Consider the following 19,945-nt stretch of genomic DNA (forward strand, 5'->3'; position numbering starts at 1 on the left):
TCATTGTCACCCAACTTCTTAGTGAGCGTGTGAAGGCGCATTAGCCGCCCCGAACTTTGCCCGTCCCGTATATATTTTAAAGACCCCCTAAGATGTATCGCTGGGTTGGGTATCCCGCCTCAGTGGAGGTGGTTGGCGCTCTATGGGTGCTCTGGCACCACAGGTTGTAGCGGGCAGGCCGGGAAAAGGTTCTATGTTCGATCAAGTGGTATTTGCCGGTGGTGGAGTGCGTTGTACCTGGCAGATCGGGTTTTGGGAGTCTGTCGCGGATAGGGTTCGGCTTAGGCCCAAGATCGTAAGTGCCGTCTCAGCCGGCGCCATGGTTTCCAGCTTGATATTGATGGGTAAGTCCCTGGATGCGGTGGAGTACTTCGCTGAAGCGTTCGAGGAGAACGGCAGCAATATCCACTGGGGGAATCTCTTTCGCAAAGATCCGCTTTTTCCTCACCACCATATTTATCGCAATGGCATGCGCAGACTGTTTGAAGGCGGCTTTGAGCGTCTGCGAGCCGCAACTGAGCTGCGTATAGCTGTCAGCCACTCCCCCCAGTGGCTGAATGGTCCTCTGGCCCTGATCATTGGGGCGGGTATTGATTACTCGGACACCTTCCTAACCCGTGAGCTTCATCCCAATACGGCGAGACGCCTTGGTTTTCAGCAGTCATTTTATTCGGTGCGGGACTGTAGCAATGTCGGGGATCTACAAAGGCTGATTCTCTCTTCCTCCTGCACGCCGCCTTTTACGCCCCGTCAACAGCATCGGGGAGCAGAAGTACTGGATGGCGGCATTGTGGATAGCGTACCGGTTGCCGGACTCGATCCCGGGCCAAGCCGGGTATTGATCTTACTCACTCGCAGGTATCCGCAATACCCGAGCTGCTTCACCTGTCAGAAGGGCGAGCAGTTGTGGACTTATGTACAACCCAGCCGACCTCTGCCGGTCAGTGTTTGGGATTTCTCCAACCCGCAGAGATTGTGGCAGGCCTTTGATGCAGGTTATGCCGATGGAGAGGCGTTCCTGGCGGCACACTCCCCTGAGGGAAGTGCCAAATGAAAAGTTGGATAGTCGCTGGGCGGGGAAATTAGGGCATGTTTGACCAGGTGGTGTTTGCCGGTGGGGGTGGCCGCTGTACCTGGCAAATAGGATTTTGGGAAGTGATTGCCGATCAGATAAAGCTAGAACCGAGAGTGCTCACCGGGGTTTCCGCAGGAGCTATGATAGCGGGCCTGATATTGATTGGCAGGGCAACCACTTCGCTGGACTATTTTTCCTCAGTTTTCAGTGCAAATCGCCGCAATGTGTATTGGAGAAACCTCTTGGGTAAGGAGCCGGTTTTTCCTCAGTATGAAATCTACAAGAAGGGCATTAGAGCGCTTTTTAGTGACCGTTTTAAAAACTTGAAATCTTCAGCTGAACTCAGGGTTGCCGTATCCCGACCGCCCACTTGGCTGCCGGCGCCACTGGCACTGGCCGTTGGTGGGGCAATTTATTACTCCAACAAATATTTACTGCACAAACTGCATCCTAAAGCCGCGCGGCGCCTGGGCTACAAACAAGATTTTTTTCGGGCGCAGGACTGTGCCGATGTCGGTGAATTTGAGCGGCTGATTTTGAGCTCATCTTGCACTCCACCCTTCACTCCAAGGTTGAGTCTGGCCGGGAGGCAGGCCTTGGATGGCGGGGTGGTGGACAATGTGCCGGTTGAGGGAATCGATCCGGGGGAGGGGCGGGTACTTATTTTGCTGACCCGCCGCTACCGAGGATTTCCCGACTGGTTTACCCAGCCTATGGGCAAGCAGCTCTGGACTTATGTGCAACCCTCAGAGCCGCCACCCATCAGTGTTTGGGATTTCACTAATCCTGAAGGACTGATCCGCGCCTATGAAATTGGGCGCCGAGATGGCCGTTTATTTTTACAAAATATGCTAGCGGAGCGCGGTTTTTACACTGGGATGTAAGAGAAGTAATTTTGCGCTTCTGCATCAATACCCTCTGGAATACAGGGTTACTACAGACGATATTTTTTTCAATGGGGGAATTGGGTAAGGGCCAGCTTGGGAAGGGTGGCTTGGTTGTGAAAGGGAGTTTGCTCATGTTTGATCAGGTAGTCTTTGCCGGCGGTGGCGGCCGTTGTATCTGGCAGATTGGTTTTTGGGAATCTGTGGTTGATGAAATCCAGTTATCCCCCAGAGTGGTGAGTGCCGTATCGGCGGGTGGCCTGGTGGCGGGCTTGCTGTTGATTGGTAGGGAGCAGGAGGCGGTAGATTACGTCCGCTCGGTATTTAGCACCAATCGCAAAAATATTTATTGGGGCAATTTATTTAGGCAGGAAGCGGTTTTTCCTCAGTACGCTATTTGCCGCAATGGGATTCGGCAGTTGTTCGATAATGGCCCACAGGCCTTGCAGGGGGTAGCGGAATTGCGCTTGGCAGTTAGTCATCCGCCCGCCTGGATGTACGGCCCCCTGGCTTTGACCTTTGGCGCGGTAATTTATTATGCCGACAAAGGCTTCCCCCGCAATCTTCATTCCATGGCAGCGACCAAGCTTGGATTTCGCCAGACTTTTTACCGCGCCCAGGATTGCAGCAATATGGATGAATTGGAACACCTGATACTAAGTTCCTCCTGCACTCCCCCTTTTACACCAAGGCTTCAACTTAATGGCAGGGAAATTCTCGATGGGGGGATCGTGGACAATGTTCCGGTTGGTGGCCTGGATTCTGCAGAGGGCAGGGTACTGATTCTACTCACTAATCGTTTCCGCAACTTTCCTGATTGTTTCACCCAACGCCGGGGCACCCAGCTCTGGACCTATGTTCAGCCCTCTAAACCACTGCCGATTAAAGTGTGGGATTTCACCAACCCAGAAGCGGTTATGGAGACACTGGAAATTGGCCGCGCCGATGGCAGGGCATTGCTGGGAAGGCTTAGAGAGGGCGCCATTCACGACAATGACTTGGTTGCACTCTGAGATATTTTCCTGCTGGCACTAGTTAGCTAGACATAGTGGTAGCCAGACATAGTGGATGGGCGATTGTGCCTGCCTGTCACATAAGCTTTGCAAGATTAGGTGTCGGGAATCCTCTGGTTGCACTAACCCGCTGATTCCATTAGCTTATGCAATTAGTTGCATATTAATTCCATATTGCTAAATCAACAGTGAAGGTCGGCTATAGGCCTGCCAGGGTGATTAGCCCATTGAACAGGAAAGGGACGCATGTTTGATCAGGTTGTTTTTGCCGGTGGTGGCGGGCGCTGTACCTGGCAAATAGGTTTTTGGGAGTCTGTTGCCGGTGAAATTGGGCTGTCGCCGAGGCGGGTAACCGCGGTATCCGCTGGCGGGCTGATGGCAAGCCTGATCCTGATGGGGCGAATTGAAGAGGGCCGGGAGCACTTCTGGTCGGCTTTTGCGGCCAACCGCAAGAACGCTTACTGGGGCAACCTGGTAAAGAGAGAGCGGGTGTTTCCCCAATACGGGATTTTTCGCAATGCCATGTTGGAGCTGTTTCGCGATGGTATGCAGCCATTGCGCGCGGCCGCCGATCTGCAAATTGGTATTGTCCACCCCCCACGCCTTTTACCTGCCGGGTTGGCATTTGGTGTTGGCGCATTGGCCTATTACACCGATAAGCATTTGCTGCGCAGTCTGCACCCGAAGATAGCCCTGGGCCTTGGCTTTAAGCAGAACTTCTACCGCGCACAGGATTGCCAGAGTGTTGAGGAGTTGGTGGAGCTCATTCTCTGCTCGTCCTGCACGCCGCCGTTCACACCTCGTTTGCGCCGGTCCGGGGCTCCCGTCCTTGATGGCGGGGTGGTGGACAATATTCCGGTAGCTGGGCTGGACCGTGGTACGGGCAGGGTGTTGATACTGCTCAGCCGTTGCTATCCCCGCTATCCAAACTGCTTTACCAGGCGCCACGGGGAGCAGCTTTGGACCTATGTGCAACCCTCGCAGCCGCCGTTTATCAGTGTTTGGGATTACACCAATCCCGAATTGGCGCAAAAGACTTATGAGCTCGGTCGTGCCGATGGCCGGGAGTTTTTACAAAAACACATGCTTGAACAGGAGATGCTCAATGAGCAATACCAATAATCCAATAGCGGAGTCAATCGCCCTGTGGCACGAGATGGTTGCGGAGCGGGACCTCAGTCGCCTGCCTACGATCGTTGCGGAGGACGCGGTATTCCGCTCACCGGCATTCTTTAAGCCTTACCACAGCGCTGCCGCGGTCTGCCTGATACTCAATACGGTGATGCAGGTATTTGAAAGCTTTGAATACGATCGCAGCTTCACCACTGAGTCAGGCCGCGATCTGGCTTTGGAGTTTAAGGCCAGCATCGGCGATAAGAGCCTTAAGGGGTTGGATATCATTCGCTTTGATGAGAATGGCAAGATCGTGGAGTTTGAGGTGATGATACGTCCCCTCAACGCCCTGCAGAAGCTGGCGGAAGAGATGTCCGGCCGCCTGTCCCAGTATGTGACTCAGTACAAGGATTCCCAGCCAGCCTGATTCCTAATCTCCACCCATCCAGTTGGTGGGTGGAGATTTAGGCACCAATAAAGCGAAATTTACGCTTATTCCTCGGTTTCGAGGGAATCGAAATACTCAAAAACGTCGATGCCATCCATATAAGCACCATCGAAGCCCGCATCTACGATCTTGAAGATATAGGAGCTGTTGTTGCCATAGATAATGTCCTGCCAGCCGGCTTTCCAGTACTCCACGTAATAGTTGCCCGATTCATTGGGAACCTCGTCCAGCAACCAAGCCGGTGGATTGGTCGGCCAGGAGTTTTGCCAGTAGTAGCGGTTACTCTGGGCCATGCCAATGTTGACATAGGCCATCAACAGGCGGTCCCCGCCATTGTTCTTCTTTTTTAACTGCTTGATCTGCTCTTCGGTATAAGTTGAGCCATCCTTAAAGAATAAGTCGATAATCAGCAGGTCGTAGTCGGTTTCGGATAACTCGTCCACGAATTCCTGGGGCGTGGAGAAGCTTGTAGTATTGGTGATATTGAGGAAATTTTTGACATCTTCCAACCTATCAATGTCGTCATTGTTCACATTGAAAGGTTTTTCCGGGTAGGAAGGAATATTGTTCAGAAGCGTATTGTCGGCGGCGAAGGAGACGTAGCCGGCTTTCTCGTTCTCCTCGTAAGACTCTTTAACCTTGTCTTCGCTATAGGCGTAATCGGTCACCAGGATTTCGCGGCCTTCATCCTTAGCCAAGTTGAGATAGTCCTGCAGGCGCTCGCTTTCAGTTTTGCTGGTGGGTTGGTCTACCTTACCATCCTGCCCAAAGAAGACCGCCTCCTGGGCGATGCCATCGGTAGAATCCACATAGGCTTCATCTACCGGGCCATTAGCCTTGGTATTGGTGGTGATCAGCTCAATACCGTTTTGCGGGACGATAATAAAGTCTCGGTCGAGGCCCTTTGCATACTTGCTGATATCCTCCACAAACAGGCGCATTTCCTGATCATAATCGATATTTGCGGGGATAATGATGTCGGGTAAATCATCACTACAGCCGAGAAAGAGTAGTGGGCTGAAAAATAGCGCTAGCTTCCGGTGCAAGGTCGTTCTCCAACTAGATGTATGGGTAAGTTTAGATGTTCTGTCTGTTAGTAATCTATTGGCAGAAAAGTACAGATATTGTTCCCCATTATCAAACGCCAACTTAAATTTCTGCAACTTAGTAGGTGATTGCTGAATAACTGCTTAACGGGGGTGAAAAGGTCTGTTTTGGGACTCTTAGGAGTCCCTGGGGTTGTCCATTCTCTTTTTGGTCTTGTTGGTGGCGACCGCGGTGCGGGGGTCATCTGGCCAGTAGTGCTTCTGGTATTTGATCCGCAATTCTTTTTTGACCTCTTCGTAAGTGCTTGCCCAAAAATTAGCCAGGTCGCGGGTGATCTGAACCGGGCGGCGAGCCGGGGAGAGCAGGTGAATCATCAGTGGGTAGCGCCCGTGCAAAACTGCTGGAGTCTGTGTCAGGCCAAAGAGTTCCTGTAGGCGCACGGCCAGGATTGGCGGGGATGCCTCGTAGTCGATAGCAATGCGCGAACCGCTAGGTACGGTGTAGTGGCTGGGAGCCAGCTCATCAATCTGTTGAACATGGGCCCACTCGAGCTGTATACGTAGAATATTGAGTAGGTCCAACTGCTTGAGCTGCTCTAACTTATTGAAGCCATTTAGGTGTGGAAGTAGCCAGTTCTCAAGTTCCTGCAATAGCGCATCATCACTCCAGTCGGGTAGCGGAGTGTCTCCCAGTAGAGATTGACCACTTTCCTCTGTTCGCAAAAATTCCACCCGTGCTCGAAATTGCAGGGCTTCTTTACTCCAGGGCAGTAGCGAGAGTCCTTTCTGGCGAATGGCATCGAGTAGTGCTCGGCTCAATAATTCCGCTGAAACATCTTTGGCGACTTGTTGCTGCAACACCAATTTGCCCAGTGTGACCTGCTCCAGGGCCTCTGCACGCCCGGCCGTATCGTCCCACCGAATAGCAGTACTTCGTTCAATTTGGTCAGCAAAGCAGCGGTGTATCGCACCCTCTGAAATTTGAGCGGCTAGCTGTATTCGCGCATCGCGGCCCTGGCCATCCAGTTCTGCAATAACCAGGAATTCGCTCAGCGCTAGGGCATCGTCGTGGGAGAAATGTGCCCCACGGCCGCTACAGAGCAGAAAACGGCGGCCACTGTCGTTGCGGCTTTTTGCGATCCTATCAGGGTAGGCGAGCCCCAATAGCGCTCCTATCCCGTCGGCTTGATCAATACTTTCGCTGTTTTGTGGTTCTTGCGCTTCGAAATTCTGTAATTGAGCCTGCCAGGTTTTGGCCTGCTGGCGGATTCGTTGCACCGCACCGCGGTCGATACTTTGGCCTTTGGCACCACGGCCTTGCAGTACCTCGATACGCTTGCTGATATCCCTGTCCCAGCGCGCTTCACCCCGGAAGATATCCCGCTCTGACAGCAGTGCCGCCAGCAGGCAAGCCTGTTGCGATAGCTGCCAATCGAGGCTGCGAAGCATCATATGGGCGAGGCGCGGGTGGCAGCCAAGGGTAAGCATGGCACTGCCGTGTTGAGTAATACGCAGGTCTTGGTCGAGGGCGCCCAGTTGTTGTAAAAGTGCCTGGGCTTGAGCCAAAGGGCCTGCGGGGGGAAGGTCCAGCCAGCAAAGATCGGTGGGATCACTAACTCCCCACTGGGCCAGTTCCAATGCTAGCGGAGCCAAATCACTGCGTAGAATCTCCGGAGTGGTCTTGCCACTGAGGCTGCGCTGGCGTCCCTCGCTCCACAGGCGTAGGCAGTGCCCTTCGCTGAGGCGCCCGGCGCGGCCGCTGCGCTGGGTGGCAGAGGCCTGGGAAATTCGGCAGGTCTCCAGGCGATTCATGCCGCTGTTGGGATCGAAGCGGGACTCCCGCATTAAGCCGGAATCCACAACGATGCGAATCCCTTCAATGGTCAGGCTGGTCTCTGCCACATTGGTTGCCAGTACCACTTTGCGTTGATCGGGAGCGGCCGGTGAGATGGCCTGATCCTGCTGTTCGCGGGTCAAATCTCCATAAAGCGGGGCGAGAATAATGCTATCTGGTTTGAGATCGCTCACAGAGGCGAGTTGTTCGCGCAGTAGCTCCTCCACCTTGCGAATCTCTGCCACTCCCGGAAGGAATGCGAGCACACTGCCTGCCTCTTTACGTAACGCTTCGAGAATCTTGCGGCTCATGAGCGTGGTCATAGAGCGGTGATCTTCGGGCTCCTCCCGCTGGTCAAGGTAATCGATATGTACGGGGAAGCTGCGCCCCTCACTGCTGACCACTGGCGCACCGCCGAGCACCCTGGCTACTGCCTCGGTTTCCAGGGTTGCTGACATTACCAGCAGCTTCAAATCTTCGCGCAGATACTCCTGGGATTGCAGGCACAGTGCCAGGGACAGGTCTGCCTGCAGACTGCGTTCATGAAACTCATCAAAAATAACCAGTGCGGTTTCTGACAGTTCGGGGTCAGACTGCAAAAGTCGGGTAAGAATACCTTCGGTAACAACCAGGATGCGGGTTTTCGCACTCAGGCGGCGCTCCCCGCGTACCTGGTAACCCACAGTTTCACCCAGCTTCTCTCCAAGCTGGGCAGCCATGCGTGCCGCGGCGGTGCGTGCAGCCAGACGACGGGGCTCCAACATAATGATATTGCGCTGGCCCAGCCAGTCGGTGTCGAGCAGGGCAAGGGGAACAACAGTGGTCTTACCGGCACCTGGTGGAGCCTGCAGCACCACATTGTTGTGCTTATTCAGGCTTTGCAGTAACTCGGGTAGGGCGGAATAAATAGGTAACTCTGACATGGGGAACGATTATAGCGGCTGGGCAGGAGAAGTTATAAGGGGCGCCGAGTCAAAGGCTGGTAAGGAATGGATTGGCGAGGCTTGTGACTAGGGTTAGCTGGGATTGAGCATTAATTGAAAACCACGCCGGTTCATGAATGCTGGCTACCAGAGCTGCCAATTCTTTGCTGCTGGCTCCGCAAGTATTTGGATTTAGAATTGGGATTGGTTGAGGTTAAGGCATTTTAAATCTGCGGCTTGGATAAAATGGCTTCATCAATATCCTCAGTGTGCTCCAGTGCGGCTTCAATACCGGCATGTACTCCGAGAGCGGCTGTTTCCCTGGACATGCTGGGGGTACCAATATTTTCTGCTAACGCCGCTACTTGTGGTAATTGAGGGAGGTGTATCCAGCCTGCGCGAATTTCCAGCTGATTGGTAATAATGTGGTGAAGTACTCCATACATCAGGTGATTGCAGCAGAAGGTGGCGGCGGTGTCTGAAATGTCTGTCGGAACACCGGCACTGCGCATCGCTTTCACCATAGCTCGAAGGGGGAGGTTGCTGCGATAAGCAACAGGGCCGTTGGGAATGGTGGGCTCACCCTGCATTTCAACCCCCCGATTATCCTTCAGTTGGTAGCGTGTTGAGTCATTTAAATTTTGTGCGATTCTCTCTACCGAAATGACCGCGCGGCCTGCATATTCACCGAGCATCACCACTACTTGTGGGCGAAGCTCTCCTATTGCAGCGGTCACAACATCAATACTTTCGAAGAAGTTATTTGGTACCAGCAGTCCGTAGATTTCAGCGCTGCCGATACGGGTGCCGTCCAGTACACGCATCACGGATTCGGCCGGGTTGATCGGTGTATTGCCAAAGGGTTCAAATCCAGTAACAAGAACTTTTGTCATGGCAGCTTAATGTTGGTAGTCATTCGATGAGGTCGGCATCTTACTAAAACCCCGAATTCGCATTCGTCTGATCCGGGGTTTTAGTTTAGTCGGGTTTACTTGATCAGCCCCAGCTCTTCAAGGAAGGAGTATTTATCCCAATCCACCCAACTTTCTACCATCTTTCCATCTTCGTATCGGTCGGTATGGGTGCCTGTCCAGCTGCTGGTTTTATTGGTGGCCTCATATTGCATGAATTTACCTGTGTGAGTAGCCGTGATGCGCCAACGAGTACATACATAATCACCCTCTGCAACTTGCAGTAAAATCTCCATTTTCACATCGGAGAAGCTATTGTGAAATTCCTTCACTAAGTCTTGCCACTCTTCTAGCGTATCTGTTGAAGTGCCGCCAGAGGCATCTGGCATTTGGTGATTTTTGTAATTGGCAGATAAATAATCAGAGGCTTCATGTGGGGTGTTGTCCCCCCATAGCTCGAGTAACTTCTTAGATGTCGCTTTATGGTTGGCGGACATAGTGCTCTCCAGTCTTATGGTCGGCAAGATTTGGGTTCTCAGGCAGGGCAAGCATAGTGTAAAGAAAGAATGTGTAGAGAAAGAAAATGAAGGGAGTGAAGACTGCCTGATAGGGGAGGAAAGAAACAAACCTTTGTTCCGGCTAGTTCTGCTGAGAATAAGGTGAAATTTCTATTTCAGGGCCCCGGAAAGATAGTGAAAGATTGAGATATATTTCGGGCATCCGGTATCAACAGAAAAGGGGCCTTGCGGCCCCTTCGAGTTTCTCAAGAAACTCTGTCAATGCGTCATCAGTTGTCTAACTGTGTTAGCGATAATTACTGATGCACTGATTATATTCGCGGATATAAACCTTACCACCGTTCGCATGGTTGGCATTAGCCTTGTCTGCCGCGAAATTCATACAACCTTCAATCTGGTCGCGAGTTAGGCCGTAGTTACGAGGCATAGTACCGCGCCAATAGTAGTTAGGCGAACTGCGCCAATAGTAGCTAGGCGTGCCACGTGAATAATAACGGGGGCGAGAATCGCGCCAATACATGCTTCTCGGTTGCTCATACTGACGGATACGGGTGGGCGGATTTACCGGGTAAAAATAACGGCCCTGCTCATTAAAGGCATAGAACGTGTTACCACTTTGATAGTAAGTCTTACCAAGTATTTGCACCGGTGAAGAGCCAGCTGGCAACTGAGAAAGTCGCTCTTGGGCTACACCGTATCCCGCAAGAGAGAACAACAAGATCATTGAAAATAAATATCGCATAACATTTCTCCTTCTCCCAACTTGGCAACAAGTCTACTCAAATGTGTGTTGTGTCCCAATGTGGTCTATTGGAAGTTTCGGTTGCTTCACCATAGGTTTTAAAGACTTCAACGAAATAAAGAAAAATAAACCAATAGTAAAATTTTCTGTTATTTTCAGAGGGTGCAAAACCTACTCTAGCTGGGGTCATTCTTATGGAATAAAAATTCCACTTGAAAGCCTAGGTAATAACAACAGATTTTTATGAGTTTCGTATTGGCTGCTCACTAGAAAACTGATTGTACCCACCGTTTTGATCTTGTTGGTATGAGGTTGCGCTTGGGGAGTTATTGCACTCCATGGGTTGTGTTATTAATTGCTTTTTAGGAATTATTGCTTCGTTAAGTGTTTCTCTGGCTTTTTCTGGGATCTTAAAAAGTTTGTGGGGGGCTGAGAAAGGGCCAGTGAGAAAGGGCTAGATTGAAGGGCAATATCCGGTTAGTCGAGTTTTGGAGGGTTTGAGAGTCGGCTGGTATTTTCACAGCTCATTATTCGGTCCTGTTTTCTTTGGTTGAAAATTTGATGTTTAATAGCCAGGAATCACGGTCAACCCTAGAGGGGTTTTATAGGCATATTCATATTGATGAAAGTGGATCCAAAGCTTTTTTGAGCTGCTTGTTGGCTTCTCGATTGAGCCTTTAAGTAATTGTTGTAGCTGAGTCACATCCCTTTGTTAAAATGTCCTAGATAATCTGAGGAAGAGGTAAGGGTAAGCTTACCAATAGCTACTTAACCTCTTAATCAAGCCCTAACCTAGCCTGGCATCCCTCTACCGCAAGGCACGCCAGGCCCTTCAGTGCTTTTTACCTGATATAAAAAGAAAGGGCTGCGATTTTAAGATTTTGCTCTGGAAGTCATTGTATTTAAAGCGTTCACCTGCAGGTTTAATAGATGGTGTTATTCACTCAAAGGTTATAGCCTTGCTGTTAAGGTAGAGGGAGGTGGTGACTGGTGTGGCATTAGCTACCGTTTGTAGTGACATACAGGCTTGCCGACAGCAGTGTGCAAACTCCACTAGTTTTTCCTCGGTCTCATCGCTTTCGATCATCAGGTGAATTTCTACTCGTTCTCCCTTGCCGAATACCTTCTCGGGTTCAATTCCACCAAAATTTAAGGTGGTTGAAAATTCAGTCTTTTGTTCAAGTTTCACTTTCTCCAGGTGAATGCCAGATAGCTGTGCCAGCATTTCGACGTGAGACATCATGCAAAGCGCTAGCCCAGCAGAGAAATACATAATTGGAGATGGGGCGCTCCCACGGCCTCCAACCGCAGTTCCCTCATCACATATTAGCTCCCAGGTTCCTCCATTGGGCACATTGGAAAAAATGGTAGCTTTCTTCAGGTGATGACCCTGGGGCATTTGCTCCACATTGATGTGGGCATGAAACTTTAACAGTTCACCCTGCTTCACCTTATCCAGATGGGGTGGGGGGAATGTGGCCTGCTCAGCATCTTCACTGAGCTTGCGGACAATAGTTGTAGAGGACATGTCCCACTCTAAGGGTTCCATAATGGGTACCTCGTAACGACGAAGATACTTGCCTTGAGAGAGCTAATCGAGAGCTAAATCTCATGACTGCTAAATAAAGTCGTTGCTAGTTTAAGAATTTCTGAAATGGGTCCCCAATTCTAGGAAAAGAATCAAGATATTTTGTTGGCGGTGATTAAGGTGGGTTTTTGCAAGAAATTGAGCAGTATTTACGGGCTGATTTTAGGCTAACAATGGCAGCCCTGTTCTATGTTCTAGTACATCTAGATAATTTTTTGCCTCTCCTCGGCTGTGAAAAGCCCTTACCATAATGCCCTCATGAGATTTCGCGTATTTGAAGACAAGAACTACCTGATAGCTGGTTTCGCTTCTACTGTTCTCTTTGGAATGGCGGGAGTAAGGGATTATTTTAAATCCCTTGAAAATTGTGAGAGATTTTTTTTCAGTCCAGCTGTGCCAGAGGATCTGGTTTTTAGATATATATTGTTTACTCTCTAAATCAATGTAGTGACTCTTTTTAAAAGAGAATGTGATTACGGCGAGCAGGCAGAGTACGGCTGTGGCGGCCCAGGCGAAGATGGAGCCAGTGTCTAAGGCAAAGCTAAGGCTCACAAACAGCCAAATCAGTACAAAACCACCCAGTATGTAAGTAATTATTCTATTAGACTGCAGTTCCATTTTATTGCTTCTATCCTAAAAGCTTTCTGGGTACGCCGGGCATACACAGAATTTTTATCCATAATGGATGGAAAAAATGGGAAGATCTCTCCCTAAGGGCTTTTGCGAAGGTGAGAATACTCTCACCGCGCTCCTTTGTCAGCCTCTCGGTGAGTTTTAGATGGGTTAGATGCCCAGGTGCGGTTAGGGGATATTGGGTTGGTTTTGCAGTAATTATTAGGAATAAAATTCTGCCAAAAAAGGAGAGTGGGGGTTATTAACCCCCTAGAAGATCAAAATTGGCCTGTTCGACCCTGAAGAGGTTCCCGCAATTGCTCTGCCATCCCCATTAATAGAGATTCCGTGGTTTCCCAATCGATACACTTGTCGGTAACAGAGACGCCGTATTCCAGGTCATCCAGATTGGCGGGAATCTTTTGGTTACCGGCTTTCAGGTTACTCTCCACCATAATGCCAATAATTGATTGGTTGCCATCAAGAATCTGGTGAGTCACATTATCTACCACCAGGGGCTGTAGTTCGTGGTTTTTATTGGAGTTGGCGTGGCTGCAGTCGACCATGATATTGGGGGTAATTCCGGCGCTACGCAGCTCCTGTTCACACATAGCGACACTGACCGAATCGTAATTTGGCTTGTCATTACCCCCGCGCAGCACCACGTGACCATAAGAGTTGCCGGAAGTGTGAATAATGGCAACCTGGCCGCGCTTGTTGATACCCAGGAATCGGTGGGGATTAGCGACAGATTGCAAGGCATTAATCGCGACTTCCAAGCCGCCATCGGTACCATTCTTAAAGCCTACGGCAGAGGAAAGGCCGCTGGCCATTTCACGGTGTGTCTGGGATTCGGTGGTGCGAGCGCCAATGGCAGACCAGGAGATCAGGTCTTGCAGGTACTGGGGAGAGATTGGGTCCAGCGCTTCGGTAGCAGTGGGTAGCCCCAGCTCGGCGACATCTAAAAGTAGCTTGCGGCCGATATGCAGGCCTTCCTCAATCTTGAAGGAATCATTCAAGTGGGGATCGTTGATCAGGCCCTTCCAGCCAACTGTGGTGCGCGGCTTCTCAAAATAGACTCGCATTACTATCAGCAGGGTATCGGAAACCTTGTCAGCCACCGCTTTCAAGCGCTTGGCATAATCCATTGCGGCGTCCACATCGTGAACGGAGCAAGGTCCGATAACCACCATCAAGCGGTGGTCTTTGCGATCAAGGATATCACGCACGGCGCTGCGCCCTTTGGCGACAGTCTCTTCGGCGGCATCGCTAATGGGGAGCTCTGCTTTCAGCATCTCCGGGCTGATCAGGACTTCCTGGGAGACGACATTCAGGTCGTCGAACTGCTGTGTAGTCATAGCGTCTTCTGATTACTCTGTTCCTTAGTGCCGCTCTGCACCTGCAGGCGGATGACTTATCCTACTGCGCCGCAAAGAATAGGGCGAGGGTTTCATTTGCAACCAAATAATAGGTCTGATTTTGGGATGTACATTTGTATTTTTCCCATGACAGTTTGGCACTTCAGGGACGTTTAGAGGAAGTTGCTTAGGAGAGTTTTGGCGTGGAAGAAGTGATGATTTGGGGCTTCATCAGTTGAGTACAAGCCTACCTATGAGTACCCATTGATCAAGAAGTGATCAATGGGCCTTCCTTTCGGAGCTGTTCATGTTGAAAGGAGCTAGCTAATGATGAGCCACTCATTATGTGAGAAGCTCAGTTTTACAGAGATAGAAATAGCAATCCAAGTAACCACCTTGATAGATCTAATGCCAACCGCTTAGATGGCTTCACTCAGGGTAAAAAATTTAGTCTGTAGCTGAAACGACTTTTACAACCTGTGCAGGAGAGTTCAGAAGTACCCCTGAAGGTGAGGGGCGGTATTCATGAAGTAAGCTGATTCCCCCGGACTGCAACTTGTGTCAATAAAGTCCAAGGAAAGCTTAAGATGAAGAGGGATTTATGTCTAAGGCTTAGATGACCTTATATGTTGCACTCATCCCTGAGCTTTACATTTATAGGCTTTTCAAGTCTGTTGATGTTGCAAAGAAATCGTTAGTTACTCAAAAAGCGCCAATAAATAAAGTAAAAACTAAAACCTATCATCAGGCACAGGCAGGCATAAGTGTAAACTAAGTACCACCCTTTTAAGTGATACTCTCTTGGTACCCATTTCCCGTTCATAACAAGAATGTTGAGTAAAGCAAAGATTGGAGCGCAAACAAAAGATAAAGTAGTTACAAAGTCGATAAGGTTTTTTAACTGATCAGAAAATAGGGAGATAATAAACCAGCTTATAAGGCTTAGTATAACAAGGGTGGATACATAGACTCTATTTTCTGGAATCTTGATACTATTCGATGATCTCAAGGCACTTCGCCAAACTTGAGGAAACCCATCGGAAACTGCAAAGGTGGTTGAGAAAAGCGCGACAAAACAGATAATGCTGATTGTTAAATGGCTCCAGTCACCAAGGGATTCGGTATAAATATTGATTAGCTGACCAGCAAATATGCCTGCAGATTGGGATAATTCAATATCTTTCCCAAACATTACTAGTGCACCTAACCATACAAATATAATCGCTAATAACAAACTGGTGAAATAGCCAACCTTAAAGTCAAATACGAGAGATTTCCTGGTAAACCCTCTATCTGGTTTTTCCTTTATCCTTCGCTCCGACCAAATAGAGTGCCAAACAGAAACTTCAATCGAAGTTGGCATCCAGCCGACTAAGGCGACAACAAATGCGATGCTCACAGCTGGTGCTATATCGGCCGTTAAATAGGATTTAGAGGGAATAAACCCATATTGACTTATTGCGGCAATGAGTGTGATCAAGCTGGCAATAGCCAGTATGAGGACCATCCACTTTAAGCTTTCATTCAGCCATTTAAATTGGCCGGCAATCAATATTGCACAGGTAATGACCAGAATGATGGCAGACCACTCCGAAACATTTAGGATATCGCCAAATAAATTGAGTGCTAAAGCAGCGGTGACAATCGTAACTGCAGCTTGAACAAAGAACATTGTTAGAAATGTGAGAGTCATATAACTATAAAAACCAACTCGACTGTGTTTTTTATAGCCTTCCAATAAACTCTCGCCGGTGACAGCTGCATACTCTGGGCCGATTTTAAAAAAAGGGTATTTGACTAAATGCGCTAAGAAAATAAAACCAATCAAAGCAAAAGCGTAATCTGCACCTGCGCGAGTCGACTGCACGATATGAGATACGCCGATACTGCTTGCAGCCCAAATGATACCAGGGCCTAGATATGAGAAAGTGCGTTTAAATACATCCATTGAATCAGAACTGCTCGGAATGATTTTGCTCAAAATAGCGCTTAGCCACATCGATAAAGGTTTTAACCTTCAGGGAAAGTTCGCAGCGATGAGGGTAGAGCGCAAAAATAGTCAGTGGCTTTATTGTGAATTTAGGTAAAATCTCAATGAGTTGGCCAGAGTCGACATAAGATTTGACAGAGTAAAAAGGCGCTTGGATTATTCCTTGTCCTTCAGCGGCTGCCTCATTCAATAGCCTCCCATTGTTAGATTGCCAGGCCCAGGGGAGTTTGATTTTTTTTATTTCCTCTTTATCTTGAAATAGCCAATGATCTCCTCGTATGCTGTGGTTAAAGAAAAGTAATTGATGCTTCTTTAATGACTCCATGTTTTCAGGGAGCCCATTTTTCTCAATGTAAGAATCACTTGCCCAGAGTGCTAGCTTAGTTTTTGCGATAGATTGGACGATATAGCTAGAGTCGGGTAATTCTGGTGCGATTCTAAAAACGAGATCGATTTTATTGTCGAGTAAATCGAGTGGGTCATTGCTGAGATGAAAATCCAGAAATACCTGAGGGTATAGCCTACGATAATTGGCAATTAACCCTGAAAAATATTGACTGCCTAGCTCTATGCTGGTCGATATCGATAGCCTGCCTTTGGGCTCTTGATTATATTCTGACATCGCCTGGTCGACGGAGTGGAGTTTTTTTAGTATTGGTGAAATTTGCTTATAGTAATCTTCGCCCGCTTCGGTTATTGATACTTTGCGTGTATTGCGCATCACTAACAGGCAGCCCAGCTCCTCTTCTAACTGCTTTATGTACTTACCAACCATTGCTGCGGAAATGCCGAGTTCGCGAGCAGCAGCTGCAAAGTTTTGCTTTTCGCATACCAAACAATATGCCTCAAGGGCGTGTAACTTGTTCATTGACTCCCTTGATGGCTAGTCTTCTTCTTTTCTTACGGTGGGCGTAAGTTGGAGTATACCGACAAGCATAGTAAACCAATAGTTTATACACTATAAACATAAATGACATTTAAAGTGCATCCCAAATGACGCAAAATTTTGCTTTTAGATTAAAAATCCCACAGTCTTCTTTTAGATAACTACATGAAAATAAAACAAATTTTTATTCTGGTGGCTCTATATATTGCTACCAACGGCGTTGTATTCGCAGAGGAAAGTAAGCTAGAGCAAGTTTTGCTCATTAACGCCAATATAGTGGATGTTAAATCGCTTAAAGTTGATGAAAATCAGTCGATTCTTATCAAAGGCGATAAGATTAAGAGAATTTCTTCAACGAAAAAGCTCTCCAGAATGAGGGGGGCCAGTGTTGTCGATTTAAAAGGAAAATTTGTAATCCCTGGCCTGATAGATGCGCATGTCCACCATGCGACAGATCCGGATAGCTGGGATAATTTGTCAATCACTACTGAGCGACTTCGATACCTGCTTCGTGGTGGTGTCACTTCTGTGAGAGATATGGGCGGTGATGCACGAGCGTTGGCCTATTTAAAACGTCAAGCAGAGGTCGACGCCATCGCTTCGCCAGACATCTACTTTTCAGTCATTATTGGTGGGGAATCCTTCTTCTCGGATCCGAGAACCATTGCCTCAGCTAAAGGGCGTACCCCTGGCCACACAACATGGATGAGGGCGGTAGATCATAATTCAGATATGGACTCAATAATGCTCCAGGCCATAGGCGCTGGTGCAACAGGCATCAAGATATATGCAGATGTTGAGGCCGAGACAGTGCCATTGCTTGCAAATGCAGCCAAAAGACATGGTTTAAAAGTCTGGTCGCATGCTTATATTGGCCCCTCCAAACCTTTGGATATTGTCAATGCTGGTGTTGAGACTATTTCACATGCCTCTGATATGTCCGCTCAGTTAGTTGATAACTTCAAGGCGTGGCGCAGGAAAACTGCTGAATTCGATGATTCAACTTGGGAAAAAATGCTGCAAAAAGATAGCTATTTAGATCTTTTTGGCGCAATGAAAGAGAAAGGGACAATATTAGATGCGACGCTTACAGTATTTGAAAGAAGAAATGACTTAAACGAAAAATACAGGCAGCTTGATCAGCTCAGTACAAAAATGACACAATTTGCCTATCAAAGCGGCATTACCATTGCCGCTGGCACGGATGCATTTAGTGACCTTGAAAATGACACTACACCGATGATTCATCATGAGCTAAAGCTGCTTGTAGATGAAATCGGCATGACACCACTCGAGGCAATTCAGGCTGCAACTTTAAATGCTGCGAAAGTGATAGGGATAGAAGGTTCTGTCGGTAGTATTGAAGAGGGAAAGAAAGCAAACATGGTTGTGCTTTCAGAAAGTCCCGAAACAAATATTGAAAATAGCCAGGCGATAGCTCATGTAGTAAAGAACGGTCGTTTTATTTTTATTGGTGACGACCCACAGTTGCCTTTCTCTTCTTCACGTGAAATGAATGGAACCATTTGGTTATCCGGGCAAATAGGTAATCATCCTTCAACTTTAACCTTGGCAGGTGAAAGTCTGGAAGCTCAGATGCATCAAACAATGAAGAATATTGGCCAAGTTCTTGAGAGCAAAAACCTGGGCTTTGACGATGTAGTTAAGTGTACTTTGATGCTCGCTGATATTGATGATTGGCCAGCGGCGAACAACGTCTACATCCAGTACTTCAGTGGGAAAAAACCAGCGAGGAGTGCTTTTGCAGCGAACGGCCTGGCACTTGATGCCAAAGCTGAAGTGGAATGTATTGCTTCACGAAGCACTGATTAATTCTGGAGTGGGGATCTTATGAGCGATATAAATAGAAGAGCACTAATTAAATCTCTAGTATCAGGTGGCGTTGGTTCATATTTGGCTATTAACTCGGGTATATTAAATGCTTTTTCTGGGGGTAATGCAGGAAAATCAACGTGGAATTCATACGGTTCATCAATAGTAATTGATGGTCTCAGCGGAGCATTCTCGCTCAGGGAGCCAGTCTCTGAAGAAGCTCTGGGAATATTCAAGAGCTCGGGGATTAGTGCCTTGAATATGACAGTTCCCTATCCAGGTGATGACTATTCGGAGACTTTAAAGAAGGTTGAAAAAGCCAAGTCCATCATCGAGCAGAACTCAAACTACTTGAGCTTAATTCAATCCGCATCAGATATCCTGAAAGCGAAGCAGGAGAGTAAGCTCGGTATCATAATGGGATTCCAATCAACTGAAATGTTTGATGAGTCGCTTTCAGGTATTTCAGAATTCGCCAAAATGGGCGTTAAGATAATGCAGGTATCCTATAATGGTCCTTCTATCCTTGGCAGCGGTGGTCTCGTTAAGGAGGATTCAGGGATAACTTCCCTTGGCAAGAAAGCCATAGAAATAATGGAGGCGGAGAAAGTTCTGATCGACCTCTCGCATTCAGGAAAGAAGACAGTTTCCAGTGCTATCCGTCAATCAAAAAGACCGGTTGTGATCTCTCATACTGGCTGCAACGCAATTTACGACCACCCTAGAAATAATGACGATATAGAATTAAAAGCTGCTGCAGACACCGGTGGCTTGGTTGGAATCTACTTAATGCCATTTTTGGAAGGTGGCGAGCATGAAATAAAGGCCGATGTGGTAATCGAACATATACTGCATGCCTATAAAGTATGCGGTGAAGATCATGTTGCCATAGGTAGTGACCAAGGCGTAGTGCCGGTCAATGATGGTCCTGAGTATCGAGAAAGTATTCGTAAGGAAGTTGAGCGTCGTATTGCGGCTGGAATTTCGGCGCCCGGCGAAACACCAAATCGTCCACCCTTTATTCCGGAATTAAACTCCGAGAGACGGATGGAGCTTATTGCCTATAAGTTAAGCCAAAAAGGAATTCCTGATCGAGTGGTCGAAAAAATAATTGGTAAAAACTGGTTGCGTGTTTTTGCTACCGTATGGAATTAAAGGAAGGTGAGATTCA

Annotated in this window: 17 protein-coding genes; 7 read left to right on the top strand and 10 right to left on the bottom strand. The window is 48.3% G+C overall.

The genetic code is table 11. From position 1 onward, the window contains the following. The first annotated feature begins 193 nt into the window (after positions 1 to 193). From ACXAFI_RS07365 to ACXAFI_RS07385, 5 genes are all read left to right on the top strand, one after another. A complete protein-coding gene (locus ACXAFI_RS07365; RefSeq protein ID WP_475108272.1) occupies positions 194 to 1,054 on the top strand; it encodes a patatin-like phospholipase family protein in 861 nt (286 codons plus the stop codon). Between the two features lie 35 nt (positions 1,055 to 1,089). Further along, on the top strand, positions 1,090 to 1,959 hold the full coding sequence (locus tag ACXAFI_RS07370; RefSeq protein WP_475108273.1) for a patatin-like phospholipase family protein: 870 nt from the start codon (positions 1,090 to 1,092) through the stop codon (positions 1,957 to 1,959). Positions 1,960 to 2,093: 134 nt separating this feature from the next. Beyond that, positions 2,094 to 2,972 (top strand): patatin-like phospholipase family protein, encoded by an 879-nt coding sequence (locus tag ACXAFI_RS07375; protein WP_475108274.1) that lies wholly within the window; start codon positions 2,094 to 2,096, stop codon positions 2,970 to 2,972. A 246-nt stretch (positions 2,973 to 3,218) separates the two neighbouring features. Next, the gene (locus ACXAFI_RS07380) at positions 3,219 to 4,094 is read left to right on the top strand and encodes a patatin-like phospholipase family protein (RefSeq protein ID WP_444922393.1); all 876 of its coding nucleotides are present in this window, start codon (positions 3,219 to 3,221) and stop codon (positions 4,092 to 4,094) included. Continuing rightward, positions 4,078 to 4,512: a nuclear transport factor 2 family protein gene (locus tag ACXAFI_RS07385; RefSeq protein WP_152453825.1), complete on the top strand. Its 435-nt coding sequence runs from the start codon at positions 4,078 to 4,080 to the stop codon at positions 4,510 to 4,512. Before ACXAFI_RS07380 ends, ACXAFI_RS07385 begins: the two co-directional genes overlap by 17 nt. Positions 4,513 to 4,577: 65 nt before the next feature. On the opposite strand, the gene ACXAFI_RS07390 is transcribed toward ACXAFI_RS07385, so the two are convergent. The 10 genes from ACXAFI_RS07390 to ACXAFI_RS07435 form a co-directional block, all read right to left on the bottom strand. Next, positions 4,578 to 5,579, bottom strand: coding sequence for an endo alpha-1,4 polygalactosaminidase (locus ACXAFI_RS07390; RefSeq protein ID WP_475108275.1), 1,002 nt, complete (start codon positions 5,577 to 5,579; stop codon positions 4,578 to 4,580). A gap of 177 nt (positions 5,580 to 5,756) precedes the next feature. Then, the gene (gene hrpB / locus ACXAFI_RS07395; RefSeq protein ID WP_475108276.1) at positions 5,757 to 8,336 is read right to left on the bottom strand and encodes an ATP-dependent helicase HrpB; all 2,580 of its coding nucleotides are present in this window, start codon (positions 8,334 to 8,336) and stop codon (positions 5,757 to 5,759) included. Between the two features lie 224 nt (positions 8,337 to 8,560). Continuing rightward, positions 8,561 to 9,229, bottom strand: a complete 669-nt coding sequence (pcp, locus tag ACXAFI_RS07400; RefSeq protein WP_475108277.1) for a pyroglutamyl-peptidase I — start codon at positions 9,227 to 9,229, stop codon at positions 8,561 to 8,563. Positions 9,230 to 9,324: 95 nt separating this feature from the next. Beyond that, a complete protein-coding gene (locus ACXAFI_RS07405) occupies positions 9,325 to 9,744 on the bottom strand; it encodes an ester cyclase (RefSeq protein ID WP_475108278.1) in 420 nt (139 codons plus the stop codon). A gap of 307 nt (positions 9,745 to 10,051) precedes the next feature. After that, the gene (locus ACXAFI_RS07410; protein ID WP_152453820.1) at positions 10,052 to 10,507 is read right to left on the bottom strand and encodes a hypothetical protein; all 456 of its coding nucleotides are present in this window, start codon (positions 10,505 to 10,507) and stop codon (positions 10,052 to 10,054) included. Positions 10,508 to 11,447: 940 nt separating this feature from the next. Then, positions 11,448 to 12,035, bottom strand: a complete 588-nt coding sequence (locus tag ACXAFI_RS07415) for an OsmC-related (seleno)protein (RefSeq protein WP_475108279.1) — start codon at positions 12,033 to 12,035, stop codon at positions 11,448 to 11,450. A gap of 222 nt (positions 12,036 to 12,257) precedes the next feature. Continuing rightward, positions 12,258 to 12,713: a hypothetical protein gene (locus tag ACXAFI_RS07420; RefSeq protein ID WP_475108280.1), complete on the bottom strand. Its 456-nt coding sequence runs from the start codon at positions 12,711 to 12,713 to the stop codon at positions 12,258 to 12,260. A 272-nt stretch (positions 12,714 to 12,985) separates the two neighbouring features. Further along, positions 12,986 to 14,065 (bottom strand): 3-deoxy-7-phosphoheptulonate synthase, encoded by a 1,080-nt coding sequence (locus ACXAFI_RS07425; protein WP_475108281.1) that lies wholly within the window; start codon positions 14,063 to 14,065, stop codon positions 12,986 to 12,988. A gap of 694 nt (positions 14,066 to 14,759) precedes the next feature. Then, positions 14,760 to 16,046 carry an NRAMP family divalent metal transporter gene (locus tag ACXAFI_RS07430; RefSeq protein ID WP_475108282.1) on the bottom strand — a complete coding sequence of 429 codons (1,287 nt, stop codon included), beginning with the start codon at positions 16,044 to 16,046 and terminating at the stop codon, positions 14,760 to 14,762. Next, positions 16,018 to 16,923 carry a LysR family transcriptional regulator gene (locus tag ACXAFI_RS07435; RefSeq protein WP_444922385.1) on the bottom strand — a complete coding sequence of 302 codons (906 nt, stop codon included), beginning with the start codon at positions 16,921 to 16,923 and terminating at the stop codon, positions 16,018 to 16,020. The genes ACXAFI_RS07430 and ACXAFI_RS07435 overlap by 29 nt, the downstream gene beginning before the upstream one ends. A 183-nt stretch (positions 16,924 to 17,106) precedes the next feature. On the opposite strand from ACXAFI_RS07435, the gene ACXAFI_RS07440 reads away from it, so the two are divergent. Both ACXAFI_RS07440 and ACXAFI_RS07445 read left to right on the top strand, forming a co-directional pair. Then, entirely contained in the window at positions 17,107 to 18,774 is a 1,668-nt protein-coding gene (locus ACXAFI_RS07440) for an amidohydrolase family protein (RefSeq protein WP_475108283.1), read from the top strand. A gap of 18 nt (positions 18,775 to 18,792) precedes the next feature. Beyond that, on the top strand, positions 18,793 to 19,929 hold the full coding sequence (locus tag ACXAFI_RS07445; RefSeq protein ID WP_475108284.1) for a dipeptidase: 1,137 nt from the start codon (positions 18,793 to 18,795) through the stop codon (positions 19,927 to 19,929). Positions 19,930 to 19,945 lie beyond the last annotated feature (16 nt).

Source organism: Microbulbifer sp. ABH2_005 (assembly GCF_056160005.1).

Coding starts and splice junctions, on each gene's coding strand:
- ACXAFI_RS07370 (WP_475108273.1), top strand. CDS start 1,090: ATGTTTGACCAGGTGGTGTTTGCCGGTGGGGGTGGCCGCTGTACCTGG.
- ACXAFI_RS07415 (WP_475108279.1), bottom strand. CDS start 12,035: ATGTCCTCTACAACTATTGTCCGCAAGCTCAGTGAAGATGCTGAGCAG.
- ACXAFI_RS07410 (WP_152453820.1), bottom strand. CDS start 10,507: ATGCGATATTTATTTTCAATGATCTTGTTGTTCTCTCTTGCGGGATAC.
- ACXAFI_RS07425 (WP_475108281.1), bottom strand. CDS start 14,065: ATGACTACACAGCAGTTCGACGACCTGAATGTCGTCTCCCAGGAAGTC.
- hrpB (WP_475108276.1), bottom strand. CDS start 8,336: ATGTCAGAGTTACCTATTTATTCCGCCCTACCCGAGTTACTGCAAAGC.
- ACXAFI_RS07405 (WP_475108278.1), bottom strand. CDS start 9,744: ATGTCCGCCAACCATAAAGCGACATCTAAGAAGTTACTCGAGCTATGG.
- ACXAFI_RS07385 (WP_152453825.1), top strand. CDS start 4,078: ATGAGCAATACCAATAATCCAATAGCGGAGTCAATCGCCCTGTGGCAC.
- ACXAFI_RS07380 (WP_444922393.1), top strand. CDS start 3,219: ATGTTTGATCAGGTTGTTTTTGCCGGTGGTGGCGGGCGCTGTACCTGG.
- ACXAFI_RS07420 (WP_475108280.1), bottom strand. CDS start 12,713: ATGGAACTGCAGTCTAATAGAATAATTACTTACATACTGGGTGGTTTT.
- ACXAFI_RS07440 (WP_475108283.1), top strand. CDS start 17,107: ATGAAAATAAAACAAATTTTTATTCTGGTGGCTCTATATATTGCTACC.
- ACXAFI_RS07375 (WP_475108274.1), top strand. CDS start 2,094: ATGTTTGATCAGGTAGTCTTTGCCGGCGGTGGCGGCCGTTGTATCTGG.
- ACXAFI_RS07435 (WP_444922385.1), bottom strand. CDS start 16,923: ATGAACAAGTTACACGCCCTTGAGGCATATTGTTTGGTATGCGAAAAG.
- ACXAFI_RS07365 (WP_475108272.1), top strand. CDS start 194: ATGTTCGATCAAGTGGTATTTGCCGGTGGTGGAGTGCGTTGTACCTGG.
- ACXAFI_RS07445 (WP_475108284.1), top strand. CDS start 18,793: ATGAGCGATATAAATAGAAGAGCACTAATTAAATCTCTAGTATCAGGT.
- pcp (WP_475108277.1), bottom strand. CDS start 9,229: ATGACAAAAGTTCTTGTTACTGGATTTGAACCCTTTGGCAATACACCG.